The sequence below is a fragment of the Desulfosporosinus hippei DSM 8344 genome, assembly GCF_900100785.1.
In the GTDB taxonomy this organism is placed as follows: Bacteria; Bacillota; Desulfitobacteriia; order Desulfitobacteriales; family Desulfitobacteriaceae; genus Desulfosporosinus; species Desulfosporosinus hippei.
On the sequence record NZ_FNCP01000049.1, the window covers coordinates 1 to 14377 of the forward strand.

Annotated in this window: 13 protein-coding genes and 1 rRNA gene; 10 read left to right on the forward strand and 4 right to left on the reverse strand. The window is 40.2% G+C overall.

Annotated features, from left to right (window positions below):
* The 3 genes from rrf to BLS16_RS22370 all read left to right on the forward strand — a co-directional run.
* A 5S ribosomal RNA gene (rrf, locus tag BLS16_RS22360) occupies positions 1–106 on the forward strand; the annotation flags it as partial.
* Between the two features lie 133 nt (positions 107–239).
* Positions 240–626, forward strand: a complete 387-nt coding sequence (locus BLS16_RS23925; RefSeq protein ID WP_092335806.1) for a hypothetical protein — start codon at positions 240–242, stop codon at positions 624–626.
* 418 nt (positions 627–1044) lie between these two features.
* On the forward strand, positions 1045–2742 hold the full coding sequence (locus BLS16_RS22370; protein WP_092335807.1) for a long-chain-fatty-acid--CoA ligase: 1698 nt from the start codon (positions 1045–1047) through the stop codon (positions 2740–2742).
* 208 nt (positions 2743–2950) lie between these two features.
* On the opposite strand, the gene BLS16_RS22375 is transcribed toward BLS16_RS22370, so the two are convergent.
* The 4 genes from BLS16_RS22375 to BLS16_RS23930 all read right to left on the reverse strand — a co-directional run bounded on the left by BLS16_RS22375 (position 2951) and on the right by BLS16_RS23930 (position 6776).
* Complete coding sequence (locus tag BLS16_RS22375) at positions 2951–4798, reverse strand: carbohydrate-binding domain-containing protein (RefSeq protein ID WP_092335808.1); 1848 nt, start codon at positions 4796–4798, stop codon at positions 2951–2953.
* A gap of 11 nt (positions 4799–4809) precedes the next feature.
* Complete coding sequence (locus tag BLS16_RS22380; protein ID WP_092335809.1) at positions 4810–5499, reverse strand: DUF4956 domain-containing protein; 690 nt, start codon at positions 5497–5499, stop codon at positions 4810–4812.
* Between the two features lie 22 nt (positions 5500–5521).
* Positions 5522–6262 carry a polyphosphate polymerase domain-containing protein gene (locus tag BLS16_RS22385; RefSeq protein ID WP_092335810.1) on the reverse strand — a complete coding sequence of 247 codons (741 nt, stop codon included), beginning with the start codon at positions 6260–6262 and terminating at the stop codon, positions 5522–5524.
* Between the two features lie 376 nt (positions 6263–6638).
* Positions 6639–6776, reverse strand: coding sequence for a hypothetical protein (locus BLS16_RS23930; RefSeq protein ID WP_169315531.1), 138 nt, complete (start codon positions 6774–6776; stop codon positions 6639–6641).
* 214 nt (positions 6777–6990) lie between these two features.
* On the opposite strand from BLS16_RS23930, the gene nrdR reads away from it, so the two are divergent.
* From nrdR to BLS16_RS22420, 7 genes are all read left to right on the forward strand, one after another.
* On the forward strand, positions 6991–7476 hold the full coding sequence (gene nrdR / locus BLS16_RS22390; protein WP_034597909.1) for a transcriptional regulator NrdR: 486 nt from the start codon (positions 6991–6993) through the stop codon (positions 7474–7476).
* Between the two features lie 26 nt (positions 7477–7502).
* Positions 7503–9908 carry a vitamin B12-dependent ribonucleotide reductase gene (locus tag BLS16_RS22395; RefSeq protein WP_092335815.1) on the forward strand — a complete coding sequence of 802 codons (2406 nt, stop codon included), beginning with the start codon at positions 7503–7505 and terminating at the stop codon, positions 9906–9908.
* A gap of 477 nt (positions 9909–10385) precedes the next feature.
* On the forward strand, positions 10386–10553 hold the full coding sequence (locus tag BLS16_RS24805) for a hypothetical protein (RefSeq protein WP_345788556.1): 168 nt from the start codon (positions 10386–10388) through the stop codon (positions 10551–10553).
* Between the two features lie 257 nt (positions 10554–10810).
* A complete protein-coding gene (locus BLS16_RS22405; protein WP_092335811.1) occupies positions 10811–11023 on the forward strand; it encodes a helix-turn-helix domain-containing protein in 213 nt (70 codons plus the stop codon).
* A gap of 25 nt (positions 11024–11048) precedes the next feature.
* Positions 11049–12023, forward strand: coding sequence for an SMEK domain-containing protein (locus tag BLS16_RS22410; protein ID WP_092335812.1), 975 nt, complete (start codon positions 11049–11051; stop codon positions 12021–12023).
* Positions 12010–12237: a hypothetical protein gene (locus BLS16_RS22415; RefSeq protein ID WP_092335813.1), complete on the forward strand. Its 228-nt coding sequence runs from the start codon at positions 12010–12012 to the stop codon at positions 12235–12237. The genes BLS16_RS22410 and BLS16_RS22415 overlap by 14 nt, the downstream gene beginning before the upstream one ends.
* On the forward strand, positions 12222–13976 hold the full coding sequence (locus BLS16_RS22420) for a DUF2326 domain-containing protein (RefSeq protein ID WP_092335814.1): 1755 nt from the start codon (positions 12222–12224) through the stop codon (positions 13974–13976). The genes BLS16_RS22415 and BLS16_RS22420 overlap by 16 nt, the downstream gene beginning before the upstream one ends.
* Positions 13977–14377 lie beyond the last annotated feature (401 nt).

Genomic DNA, 14377 nt, shown 5'->3' on the forward strand with positions numbered 1-14377 from the left:
ATGCCGGAGGGGTTCCACCCGTTCCCATACCGAACACGGAAGTTAAGACCTCCAGGGCCGATGATACTTGGGGCATAGCCCCTGGGAAAGTAGGTCATCGCCAGGTAACAAGCGACAGACTATCTCTAACGAGGTAGTCTGTTTGTGTTTTGTAATACCGATACGAAAAGAATGAAAGAATCTGGAGAGTTCGGGGTTCCACGATCCACACTGCAGGAGAATTCGTTTCGGGACGCAGTGTGGCGATAAGCTCGTCCGCTTATCGTGTTCGATCCACACTGCAGGAGAATGCGTCTGGGGACGCAGTGTGGCGAAAAGCTCATCTGCTTTTCGTATACCGAACACGGAAGTTAAGAATCCACATTGCAGGAGTATGCGTCACGAGTCGCAATGTGGCGAAAGGACTCCCCTTCGCCACGAAGCGTTCCTTTGGGGTGGGTGGCTCGGCGATACTGTCCACTGGACACTATCGTGCCTTTCGTTCCAGGGCCGATGATACTTGGGGCATAGCCCCTGGGAAAGTAGGATCCACACTGCAGGAGTTTGCGTCACGGGACGCAGTGTGGCGAAAGGCTCATCCGCCTTTCGTATCGCCAGGTAACAAGCGAAAGGCCATCTCTGAATGAGGTGGTCTTTCTTTATGTGTCATCCTTCCACCTCATCTGGGGTGTCTTAAATTCGCCGACGTGGGCGAATTTGGGGAGTCGGGGTTCTACGATCCACACTGCAGGAGTTTGCGTCACGGGACGCAGTGTGGCGAAAGCCTAGTCCGCTTTTCGTATCGCCAGGTAAGCCAGGGGAAGACCATTTCTAACGAGATGGTCTTCCCCTGGCTTTTTTATATCTTCGGTTTAAGACTAAAAGTGAGGTAAACCAACTCCGCCTCCAAGTACATTTAGATTATGAAGAGAATATGTATCACGCAATAAGTATTTTGAATAATATAAATATACAGAATATTAAAATAATATATATAAAAGGGCGGAGTGATGTGCTAAAATATGTAAAACAAATGAATCCGCATTCAAGAAGGAGGAGACAGACATGGAAGAGTCTAGCGTAGAGAGATGTTGGTTTCGTTTTTATGAGCCTAATGTTCGGAAACGGTTAGAAATTCCTGAACTTACTTTGATGGGGATGTTTAAGCAAACAAAGTTGAAATTCCCGGATAATCCGGCATTAATATTTGGAGGAAAGACCATAACCTACGCAGAGATGGATGTATTTATTGAACGCATGGCTAAAATGCTGAAGCAGAGAGGGGTAAAAAAAGGAGATAGAATTTCTATATATATGCCTAATAGTGCCAATTGGGTTATCTCATTCTTTGCAATCCAAAGACTAGGGGCAATAGTTGTTCAGACTAATCCCCTTTATGTGGAAAGTGAATTAAAAGCTTTATTGCAGGACTCCGGTTCTATAGGTATAATCTCCATTCCCCAACTCTTGCCGCGTATTATGAAGATACAAGAGGAAGTGAGATTAGAACTAATAGCCTTAGACTTCCTAAAAGCTTTCCATGGCTTAGGGGGCTTAGGATTAGCAGATAATCCATTATATGAAGACATAGAGAAACAACTTTCAGATCCCTGCTGGGATGAAGTAGAGTCTCCCCCCTGGGTGGGTGAAACTGAGGATCTGGCAGTTTTACAGTATACAGGTGGAACAACAGGAACAGCAAAGGGAGTTATGTTAACACATCATAACCTAGTAGCTAATGCTTTACAAGCCTGGGAATGGATTGATGGACAAGAGGGAAAGGAAAGAGTCTTAACGGTGCTGCCACTATTTCATATATACGCCTTAACAGCATGTATGAATTTTTCCGTATTATCCGGAGGGGTAATGATTATCGTACCGAAGTTTGATATTGATAGTGTCCTTCAACACATTAATGACTATGGACCCACGTTTTTCCCGGGAGCGCCTACTATGTATGTAGCTGTAATCAATCATCCGCGAATCAAGGAATATAAGGTTTCGTCGATTCGCTGCTGTCTAAGTGGGTCAGCTCCGCTGCCTAAAGAAGTTGCAATTCGTTTTGGGGAATTAACGGGTGGTAGGTTAGTTGAAGCCTATGGATTATCCGAGGCAGCACCTGCAACACACTTGAATCCGATTTTTAATTCGAGGGTTGGCTCAATCGGGGTTCCGGCCCCTAATACGGATTCCAAAATTATGGACTTAGAAACAGGCGAGAAAGAGCTTCCCCCGGGAGAAATTGGGGAATTGGTGGTTAAGGGTAATCAAGTTATGTTAGGGTATTGGCAAAAACCTGAAGAAACAACGGATGTGTTAAGGGATGGGTGGCTTTATACAGGAGATATTGCCTATAAAGATGAAGACGGCTTTTTCTATATTGTTGATAGAAAAAAGGATATGATTATCACGGGAGGTTATAATGTCTATCCTCGCGATGTAGAAGAAGTACTCTATACTCACCCGGCTGTAAGAGAAGCTGTGTGCGCCGGAATTTCTAATCCCTATTGGGGAGAAATGGTTAAGGCCTATATTGTTATTAAAGAAGGATTAAGTGTGACAGAGGAGGAAATTTTAAACTATTGTAAGAGTAAGCTTGCAGTCTTTAAAATTCCCAAGGCCATTGAATTTCGTGAAAGTCTACCGAAGACAGCAGTTGGTAAAGTTTTGCGTCGCTTTTTAGTGGAAGAAGAAAGAGAAAAAATGCGAGCAAAGGAAATGGAAGAGATGACAGTTCAGGGAGAAATTGCCGTGAGCATATAAATATCTGCTCTTAATTGGTTTCATATTTGGAATATTAAATAGATTCCTATATGAGCTGAGATGCTAAGGACTTTATGTATGCTATTTTCAATAGTGAACGTTATCGAACCTAGGATAATCTGAAATTTACATTAAATTTAAACGCTAACTAAGAAAGGTCATGACCATAAAGACAGTCATGACCTTTCTCTGCAGGTAATTGAGGAAATCACTGCGGAAGTTTATCACTGGAGGCCATTCCGCCGTCATTAGGGGGCATTCCACCCTCACCGGGAGGCATGTTACCTGTGCCGCCGAATCCTTTGCCACCACCGGGGCCGGCGTTTTGGGGTTTAGTAGTTACACCTGATTCCGTTAGATAAGTTAGAGAATCTGAAAGTGTAACCTCAACAATTGGATTGTCCCCACTATAGAGGGTATAGGTTGAGCCCACCGTTAATTTGGGAGAGGATATTGCCACTGAGCTATACTGCTTGGAAGGTGTATGAGTTAAAACAATAGTTCCATTCTTATCTTTGAGGGTTAGTGCAGTTCCTGCAGCTTGTGCGGAGGTGTAATACATGAGGATTGAGGGTTGGGTATTGGTGCTGGGAGCTTGAGCCATTCCAGAGCTGCCGGAGGCTACGAGAGTTCCACCGCTTATAGCAAAACTACCGTCATAATCAACAGAACCATTGCCATTGCCTGCTGGGCCATCAACATAGACACTACCGGCTGTCATGTTTATACTGCCATTGGAATCTAATCCATCACCATTAGCATTTAAGGCGATTTCTCCGCCTGTGATATTCACAACCCCAGTCTTGCTGTTGACATTAATTCCGTCATCAGTAGAGGTCGCGTTAATCTTTCCGCCATTTACTGTGATATTGGTACCTTCCAGACTCTCATAAGAGTTCTTTATAGTGATTTCACCATTGGTAATGAGAAGATTGTTGTCTGCGTGCAAACCATCATCACCACTTTGTAAGCTCAGAATACCACCGTTGATGATTAAGTCATTATTGCTGTGTAATGAATCCTCATAGGAGGAGACACTGATATTCCCGCCGTTTACAAGTAGGCCTTGGCCAGCCTTTAAGCCTTTTTTACTTTCCTCTTCCTCGGTACTATTTGTAGTAGTGGCGCTGGCTTTTTGATCGGGACGACCACCAAAGTCATTGCTGCTGCTGATACTTTTGCCCGGGTAACCACCGCCGGAGTTTAGCTGAAATGATCCATCATCAATTTGAACAAGCCTTGCTGCCTGTATCCCATCGTTGGCCGCAACAATAGTAAACTCTCCGTTTTCAAGGACTACATTTCCATTGTCTTCATCGGTTTCATTGGTCGAGCGAATACCGTCTTTGCCGGCGATAATCTCAAAGCTGCCATTTTTGATACTCACACTGTCCTTGCCTACAATTCCATCCGCCTTGGAGGTTACAATCAAAGACCCATCAGTAATTTTCAAGTCATCCTTACTGGTAATTCCATCATTATAGTCAGCGGTAACCGTTAATTTGCCGCCGCCGGTGATCGTAAGATCTGACTTACTAAAAATTGCCGCGGAGGGTTCGCCATCTTCATTCACAACGTAGTCACTTCCGCCGGCAACAGAATTATCTGTGCCATTTTCCAAGAGAATAACCGCTTTCTTAGAGTTTTTAATGTAGATTGGAGCGCTTGTTTGACTTTGGATAGTTGCCCCATTTAATACCAGAAATACAGTTCCATCATCGGTATCTCTGTTTACATCCACTACAATACTCCCATTGGTCAAAGAGCCGGTGATTTCATATACGCCGGATTTGGAGATAGTAACAATTGAGCCTTGGACGTCTAAACCCTCTCCGTTAACTGTTGCCGAGCTGCCGTTTAAACCGATAGTTTTATAGCTGCTATTTTTCCAGTCGAAATAATAATCGTCTTCATCATAAGTTACAGAAACCGGATTGACTGTAGAAGTACTAGTGCTGACAGTTTCCATAGAGGAGCTTTCTTTGCTGGAAGCACATCCCGCAAGGCCTGTTACTAAAAGGGCCAGGGCTAGAACAATACTAAGTGGTTTTTTCATAGTGATCTCCTTTAAGCATAGATTTTATCGTCTAATTGATGACAGGTTAAGGCAATGTTTAAATTGCCATTGCGGCATCTCAATTCGTCAAGGAATGACTTTTGATTAATCGCTTGTTTTAAGTTGATGTTATAGACAACTTCAAAAAGAGTGCCAAAGTCTTTAGTTTTAACTCCATTCATTGCCCAAGAATCCGTATATTGATTGAGAATGTCATCGAATAATCCTTGAAAGTTTAGATTTTCTGGTACAACAATTTTTAATTGCATAGCATTGGCTTTGGGATTTGCAAAATCTGTGTAATAAAGGATTACCATGACCGAACAGAGAATGAAGGCAAACATGGCTGCGTAGACAATATAACCCATCCCACAGGCCAAACCTATGGCTAGAGTAAATAGCACATAAGCAATATCTTTAGGCTCACCGGGGGCACTTCTAAAACGAATAAGGCTAAAGGCTCCCGCTAGACTGAAGGCTCTGGCCACGTTATTCCCAATCAATAAAATAATGATGGAAATAATAGCTGGCAACATAATCATGGTTACTGTAAATCCGGCAGAATAGCCTTGCTTTTTGTGGGTGTGGATATACACTAAGCTAGTGAATAGACCCAGGAGGAGTGCTGAACACAAGACAGCTAGGGAGTTGGTTAATGTAAGAGAATCTCCCGCTGAGGAAGATAGTAAGGTTTCGAACATAGCTTGAGGCTCCTTCCAACTATTAATAATTAGCACAAAGGCTTGGGTTAACAAGAGTACAATAATTCTCGTACTCTTTGCCGTATTTGGAGAAGTTAGTCTTGTATAGTCTGAGACCGGATAAAGTACGTGATAGCCAAATAGGTACAGCACCGGAAAGTTTGACTTCCATTAAGTACTGCCCTTTTTCTAATAAGGGAGTTCCATAGCTGGGGAGTTCGAGAAATAAGTCATCTCGTCTGGAGCAGATGTTGTAGTCAAAAGTTACTCGAAAGTCTTTATCATCTTTTCCAAAGTAAGCTAGCCGCTTATAACTAATGTAAGCTGCCGGACTTACCTGATTGCGACTTAGAAAATATTCAATTTCGCTAGCGACCTGCTTATTAAGCTTTGGAGAGGAAACCGGGCATTTACCTAGGCGAACAAAATCATAGGCATCTTTTAAAGTTAAGACAACACGTCTCTTGTTGACGATACCACCGATTTTCTTTTTGAGCTCTAAAAATACCTGGTCATTAAATGAGGTTGGAATAGTATAGCTTCTTAGGCGAAGCTTTTCCTTATAATAGGGTTTGGAAAGAGAATGCCGAATGAGATTACTGTCATGTGTATCGTAATAAATATTATAAATGTTGTACTCTTTCCCCTCTTGGCAATGAGCATCAGGAACCATGTATTCCAGCAAAAGTGGGATAAGAGTATCCAACTGTGCCTGATCCAGCATGAATTTCATTTCATAACGCTTAAACGTTGTTATAGCCATTTGAATCCCTCCTAATTACCTAGGCCCTTTCAGCAAATACCGCTGTACCTGATTTGTAGTATATAGTTACTTTCTGAATTAGACCTGATGGCTGGCTGAATATCTGCTTAAAATAATCGACAGGCTGACTATTCCTGAGGTCTGCTAAGCGTCCCTTAGCTTCTAGGGAGCGTTAAGGTTTAATGGCACACACAAATATGAATAAAAAAATGACGTGCAAGATTGTAACACTTGCACGTCATTTTTGAAAATTTATGTGGTACCATATTCGACTTAAGAATGATTGTTCCGGTAAAAGAACCGGTCTAAATAAAGATGTTAAATATGAGAAGGTGGATTTTAAAAATAACTCTAAGGATGCTTGGAGAAGTGTGAGTTACTTCTTGGATCGTAACGCTTCCTCTTTAGAAAGCCCATGCCCATCTCTAGAATCCATACTTGGCTGATCCTCGGGGCGGGAGGGAATTGGCTTAGTACTTGGATTGGCTTCTCTCTCAGGAAATTTTTTAATCACGGTAATAATCACTCCTTCTAATACGATTAGAACTATTTATCTCCAAACTTATTTTGCCCTTTTTACTAAAGAAATACTGGTTTTTTGACTAAATCTACGGAAAATACCTGGTTTCAGAGAAAAAGTTCTAAGACGAGCCGTCTAAGCGGACAGGTTGACACACAACATATAGTGTGATTAAATTGTATAAGTACTATATATTGGGGGTGGTGCTATGCACTGTCCATTCTGCGGATACGAGGACACGAAGGTTCAGGATTCACGTCAAGTTGAAGAAGGGACGGCGGTTCGGAGACGCAGGGAATGTGAACGATGTATGCGTCGGTTCACCACATTTGAAAAGTTCGAGGACTCGCCACTGGTCGTTGTGAAAAAAGAAGGTCGACGTGAAGGATTTTCCCGCTCAAAAATGATGGCCGGTATGCTCAGAGCTTGTGAAAAAAGACCGATTTCTATCGAGGAAATTGAAGAAGCTGCCTACGCCATTGAGAAGAAGTTACGCAATTGCCATGAACGGGAAGTATCAAGTTCCGAAGTAGGGGAAGCGGTTTTGGAACAGTTATTTAACTTGGATGAAGTCGCCTACATACGTTTTGCGTCTGTTTATCGACAGTTTCAGGACATCCAACGATTTATGGAAGAGTTACATGAACTCATTGAAAAAAGGGGATCTATCAGTAAGAGAGATCAGCCTAAGTAGTGATAAGGAAAGTTGGGGATTTTAAGTTGAGTTTCGAAGGACAAGCACCAAAAAAATGGCCGAAGGCTAATTTAACGCCGAATGCACGAGTTGTATTGGCAAAGCGATATTTAAAACAAGAAAATGGACAAGTAGTAGAAACAGCAGAAGATATGATTTTTCGGGTGGCTAGTGTAGTCGCTCGTATTGAAGAAGAAATGTATGGCAAAGGCAAAGAAGAGGTTCAGTCCTTAGCCAAAGAATTTTATACAATGATGGCCAACCTAGAGTTTATGCCCAACTCTCCGACCCTGATGAATGCCGGGCGAGACCTGGGTCAGCTAAGTGCCTGCTTTGTCTTACCCGTTGAAGACAGCATGGAAGAAATATTTGATGCCATTAAAAATGCTGCCATAATTCATAAATCCGGTGGTGGAACCGGCTTCAGCTTTTCTCGTTTACGTCCTAAAAACAGCATGGTTCGTTCAACCGGTGGAGTAGCCTCCGGCCCCATTTCTTTTATGAAAGTGTTTAATTCAGCAACAGAAGCAGTTAAGCAGGGTGGCACACGACGGGGAGCTAATATGGGAATTCTCCGCGTCGACCATCCTGATATTGTAGATTTCATCCAGTGTAAAGAAGACAACAAAGAAATTACCAACTTTAATATTTCTGTCGGAGTAACGGAAGAGTTTATGTCTGCCGTCCGGGAAGGGCGTCCCTATGATCTAATAGATCCTCATACAGGTAGTACAGCTGGACAACTGTCTGCTCCGGAAATCTTTAATAAAATTGTAGAACACGCTTGGAAAAACGGAGAACCGGGTGTTGTTTTCCTAGATCGCTTGAACCAAGGAAATCCTACACCTTTACTCGGAAAAATCGAAGCAACCAATCCTTGTGGCGAGCAACCCTTGCTGCCCAATGAGGCCTGCAACTTAGGCTCGATTAACCTGAAGCTGATGGTCACTGAAAAAGAAGGAAAAATGGTGATCAATTGGGAACGTTTAAGTCAGGTAACTCGACTGTCGGTTCGCTTCCTGGATAACGTGATCGATGCTAATCAGTATCCTCTGGAGATTATTGATCAGGTGGTAAAAGGGAATCGTAAAATCGGCCTGGGCGTCATGGGATTTGCCGACATGCTTATCCTGCTTCAGACCTCATATGCTACTGAAGAAGCGGTTGAATACGCTGAAAAGGTTATGAATTTCATTCAAACTGAAGCTCGTATTGAATCCCAGCGCTTGGCTGAAGAACGGGGAACCTTCCCGAACTATGAAGGCTCAATTTATGATGGGTTCATGAAGTTGAGGAACGCCACCCTGACAACGATTGCTCCTACAGGAACAATTTCCATGATTTGTGCTGCTTCAAGTGGGGTAGAGCCTTTGTTTGCCGTGGCTTATACCAAAACCGTAATGGATGGAACTGCACTGGTGGAAGTGAATCCTCTCTTTGAGGGATTCGCTAAAGAATATGGTTTCTATTCTGAAGAACTAATGCGAAAAATTGCCGACAGGGGAACTGTCCTGGGTCTGCCTGAGGTTCCCAACTGGGTACAGGAGGTCTTTACCACAGCCCAAGAGATTGCCCCTGAGTGGCATATCAGAATTCAGGCAGCCTTCCAGAAATATACGGACAATGCAGTCTCGAAAACCATTAACTTTGCTAATTCAGCGACACAAGAAGAAATAGCTGAGGCTTATCGACTGGCCGATGAACTTAACTGTAAAGGGTTAACAGTTTACCGCGATGGCAGTCGTGAAGAGCAAGTGCTTTCTACGGGTACCGGCGCAGCACAATCCTCGGAGGACAAGACCCCTGAGGTTAAAGATCTGCAGGCTTCAGAACAGCTTTCTGCACCGAAGAAACCCTTTGTCCCTGAGGTGAATACAGTGGTTCCCCGCCCCAGACCGACAACAACCATAGGGGTAACAGAAAAGATAAAAATTGGTTGCGGAAACCTCTATGTAAGTGTTAATGCCGATGAAAAAGGAATTTGTGAAGTGTTTACGAATACCGGTCGGGCAGGAGGCTGCTCTTCCCAGTCAGAGGCTACTGCTCGTTTGATCTCGATAACTCTACGGTCAGGTCTGTCTGTTGATGCAATTACCGAGCAGATTAAAGGGATTCGCTGCCCGGCCTGCATGAGACGGGAAGGGGTTAATGTCACATCCTGCCCAGATGCCATTGCTCGAGTCATTCGCAAGTATAGTGATGTGGGGATTAACTTTAGTACGGTCAAGCTTGGGAAGCCTGAGCAAGCACCTGCGCCTGAAAAGACGAATGTTGCAGCAGGACAGGGAAATGCTGCCCCAGAGAAAGCTGCTACTAAAAAAGTCCGGGCTAGCGTGGCTCCGGGAAATGCTTGCCCAGAGTGTGGAATGTCCATTAATCATGAGAGCGGTTGTGTAGTGTGTACCCATTGTGGCTATTCGAAGTGTGGGTAAGAGTGGTGTATACAGATAATAAAGTTTGTCACTAGATAATAAAGTCTGTCACCGGATAATAAAGTCTGTCACCAAAGACAACATCCAGACCAGTTCAAGTCGTAGTACTGTTTGAACCTACCGAAAGGGTAAGCGAGGGAAGTGTTCAACCAGAATAAAGTTGTTAAATTAGGTTTGCTCCAAAACGCTTCTTAGCCAATAGCTGAAAATTTCAGTTATTGGCTTTTTGTTTTTTTTGGCGTAATTGAGTTGGAGACGGATTTTCTTCGCTGCCCTCTCGCCAATGAAAACAAGCACCTCTGTTTGCCTTATAACATATTGCTATAATGATTTACAAGCTAAATAAACTATTCAGCGAACGGAAGAAGATTGTTATTTAGGTGTTAGATGAGATCTCGATACGATGGCGGTGATGGACGGGGACTCATTTATCAGTTTCTGGGAAGGCTTAATTACAATTAAAAGAGTAAAGCAATTGTGTTTCCTCGGACAGGGCACATGGAGACGGTTGTACTTCTTTCCCACAAAAATACAGAGACACATATCAACGAAAATGTGGAGTTTGGCGAGGGCGATGGGAAAATACCTGTGGGTAAGATTGCTGAAAAGGCTGAGGATTATGGAACAAGCGAAAGAGTAACCTAGAAGATGATACAAGAGTATATATAAAGTAAGTACGGTTTCAAAGTGCATACGGCTTATATCGCAGAAGTAAAAAGAGACTTAGGATTGCCGATGTATGACGCATACCAAATGCATTGAAGCATTTTAGAATAATATAAACTAATCTTTAAGGAGCTTTTTAAATAATACCTATATTAGCCATTTTAGCAACGTGACTTATTGTATGTTGACTTATTGTATTCGGTTTTTTACAATTATTATTGGAGTGATGTGCTATCATGGATATAATAAAGGTTTTTGCGAATAACGTAAAAAAATATAGAACTGAAATAGGATTGTCGCAAGAAGCTTTTGCGGAGAAAGCTGGATTGCATAGAACTTATATCAGTGCTATTGAGCGCGAGAAAAGAAGCATTGCATTAGATAATGTTCAGAAGATAGCAGATGCTTTAGAGATAGAAACATATCTTCTGTTTGTTGAAGTCAAATAGTAACTTAGCTTGAGAGGAGCAAAAAATGATCAATAAAGATATATATCTTAAAAATATTGGAGCTGCCCTTGCCCTCTTAAGTACGGAGGTCGAGATATTAAATTGTGTGAATTTTTATGACATAAATATTGTGGCAGAGGACTTCTATGCACAATTATTAAATAAAATATATGGATACAATTTACGCAACTTAAATGCCTATGAGAAAAATGCTCCGGCAATTGATTTAGGTGATGAAATGAAAAGGCTTTCATTTCAAGTGACTTCTGACAATGACAGTGAAAAAATCAAAAAAACAATTAAGAAGTTTATCGAGTATAATCAATATTCAACATACGATAGGCTAGTTATACTTGTTTTGACCAAAAAGAAAAAATATTCTACTACATTTGATACCCAAAATATATTTTCTTTTGATAAAAGTAAGGATATTATAGATTATACGGATCTAATTAAACATATCAAAGAAAAAGACACTACGGCTTTAAGAGAAATTAGCCAGTTTTTGGAAAATGAGTTAGTTAGTAAATTGCAGTACACGAAAACTAGTCAAGCCAGTGAAGTGGACACAATTATTGATTTGATTGAGTATATAACAAAAAATCGAGAAAAAAAAGACAAACGAGATACCATAGTAGATCCTGAGTATAAAATTGATAAGAGATTCAAAGAATTCGCTGAAAGATTAAAAAGTAATTATATGACACTATACACGATTTATGGTGAAGCGTTAAGTATGGTTTACACTATGATTGAAATTGATGAGGCACAAGATCTTATAACAGTCATGTACTTACAGGATATTAGCATCAAAAAATTAGATGAAGCATCTAATGACCCCGTTAAAGCATTAGAAATGTTAGTGAATTATTTTGAGGAAAAATTAAGTCAAAACGGAAAAAAATATGACAAAGCAGCGATTAAGTTTTATTTAATAAATGAACTAATAAAGTGCAATGTATTTCCGAATGAAAGGAGCGATTACAATGATGATAAATAGTAATATGGCTAAAACATCAGCAATGTACATTGGCTACCTTATTCTTGATGGAATTCGGAAACTTAATAAAGAAAAAGTATCAATTTATGATCTTTCAGAATTGTTAAAGCAGAAAGGTGTCAAGAGCAGTCGTCAATTAGTTATTGGATTAACATTTCTCCATTCTGTAGATATTGTAGAGTTTGAGGAGGCTAATGTATGGGTAAAGAAATAAATAGAATTCGCATTAGCAAACTCTATTCAGAAAACCATGTTTTTGAACCGATTGAATTCCATGACGGTGTCAATTTGATCTTAGGTGAGAAGTATGATGATAGTATAGTGGCGGGTCGAAAAACAAATGGTGTTGGCAAGTCACTATCTATTGAGTTCCTTGATTTTTGTTTCTTGAATGATTATGCCTACTCTAGACTGAAAAAGATTCCGGAGAGCATTCTTCCACTTGAGGAAAATATACTTTTAGATTTGGAAATTGGAGAAAATCGGCTAACTATAAAAAGGAATAGAAAAGAAGAAGCCCAGCCAATTTTTATTAGAGAAGGCAAAAATGTTTCTTTTGATAAGCTTAGCGATGCTAGAAATTATTTGAGTGAATTGTTGTTTGCCCATACAACTGGAATAAGTATACCTAGCTTTAGAAATCTTTTGTCAATACTGATGAGAGATGAGCGTTCTGAATTCGTTGACATATTAGAGTGTCATGAAGTCGCAAGGCGCATTCCTGCGGATCTAACTCCTCATCTCTATTTAATGGGTATTGATATCGATGCTTATGCAAAAATATTACGTACGATTAAGCAGATTGATGATTTAACTACTATAATTAAGAATAATAAAAAGGAATTGACTTCTGGAAACAAAAAACTTGCTGATGTTCAGGCAGATCTAAATGCATTAAATGACGATTTGAGTAAAATGGAAGCGGCCATAGATAGTTTTAAAAGCAATGAGGCTTTTGACTCTATGCAAAATGAGTTAATCGAATTAGAAAGTATGTTAGAACAGCTACGAAATAAGCAAAAAATTGTACGCCATGAGTATCAGAAAATTAAAAGTATGCCCAAGCCGGACGAAATTGATGATGCTGAAATTGAAGTTGTGTATAATCAATTTAAGGATGATTTGGGTGCCGCAATAGTTAAATCTCTACACGAAGTAGTAGGATTCAAAAATAAAGTGGAGAATTTTCAAAAAATGCTTATTAACCAGAAGGCTAAAGAGTTACAGATTCAACTGAAAGAGCTTTCTGAAAACATAAGAGAACTTGATGATGAATATGCGACCAAAATTAAAATTCTTGATCAAAAAGGAATTCTTAAAAACTTAAAAACGACCCTTAAGATATTTGAAGAAAAGAAGCGTTCAAGTGCGCATATTAGACATTTATTTGAGCAGTATGAGAAAAATACTAAAAAAAAGAAAGAATTGCTCCTAAGAAAGTCTCAGGAGATTCTAGATCTTGATGATTTATTTGATGAAAATAAGATAAATCAGGATAGCTTTGAAAAAACCCTTTTGAGCATACATGAAAAAATAATGGGTAATAAGCAATCCTCGCTTACAATTGAGACTATTAACAAGGCAAATAAAAAAATACCTGTAAATATTAGTTTGCGTATATACGATGATGGTAGCCATAGTGTCAACAGAACAAAGGTGTTTATTTACGATGTGGGTTTAATGTTTAATTCATTCACAAATAAATATCATCCTCAATTTTTGGTTCATGATAATATTTTTGATGTGGATCAGGACACATTAGTGCAATGCTTAAACTATTTATATGAGCAAGAAGAAAAATATAGTGATTTCCAATATATTTTGACGCTAAACAGGGACAAAATAGAAAATGAAGAAAGTGCCAAATTAATAAAATTGGATATTTCTCAACATATGGTTGCAACTTTCACTAAGGAACAAAAATTTTTACGATGCAATTATCAAGAAAAGTAATATTCTGGTCTTTTAATCCGTCAATTACAATTGTATCAAAAGTTATTCGTAAATTGTGAGTAAGCAACTTTTTTGTATATAGAAGTTAATAATGCACAGGTCCCCAAGGAGTTAGGTTATAGAGCTAGCTCCATTTTTTATACCCAAAATCGAAAGGAGAAACAAAATTGAAGTAAGCGGTTAAATATTTCGGTGCAGTAGCACCGCCAATACTCTTAGTACTTAGCCACTGTCTGAACTGAACCCCGTTAATTGGACATATCGCCCCTTAATTGAATAATACGGGTCGGATTTTTCCGGATGATGAGAGGTTCTTCCTTAATTTTGAGTACGGTCTATATAGGACTGTGTAATTATGGTATAATTAATGTAAAATAATACCGTAGGGGTACACTCAAATT

Coding starts and splice junctions, on each gene's coding strand:
- BLS16_RS22380 (WP_092335809.1), bottom strand. CDS start 5,499: ATGTTCGAAACCTTACTATCTTCCTCAGCGGGAGATTCTCTTACATTA.
- BLS16_RS22415 (WP_092335813.1), top strand. CDS start 12,010: ATGATGATAAATAGTAATATGGCTAAAACATCAGCAATGTACATTGGC.
- BLS16_RS22420 (WP_092335814.1), top strand. CDS start 12,222: ATGGGTAAAGAAATAAATAGAATTCGCATTAGCAAACTCTATTCAGAA.
- BLS16_RS22385 (WP_092335810.1), bottom strand. CDS start 6,262: ATGGCTATAACAACGTTTAAGCGTTATGAAATGAAATTCATGCTGGAT.
- BLS16_RS22410 (WP_092335812.1), top strand. CDS start 11,049: ATGATCAATAAAGATATATATCTTAAAAATATTGGAGCTGCCCTTGCC.
- nrdR (WP_034597909.1), top strand. CDS start 6,991: ATGCACTGTCCATTCTGCGGATACGAGGACACGAAGGTTCAGGATTCA.
- BLS16_RS22375 (WP_092335808.1), bottom strand. CDS start 4,798: ATGAAAAAACCACTTAGTATTGTTCTAGCCCTGGCCCTTTTAGTAACA.
- BLS16_RS22405 (WP_092335811.1), top strand. CDS start 10,811: ATGGATATAATAAAGGTTTTTGCGAATAACGTAAAAAAATATAGAACT.
- BLS16_RS22370 (WP_092335807.1), top strand. CDS start 1,045: ATGGAAGAGTCTAGCGTAGAGAGATGTTGGTTTCGTTTTTATGAGCCT.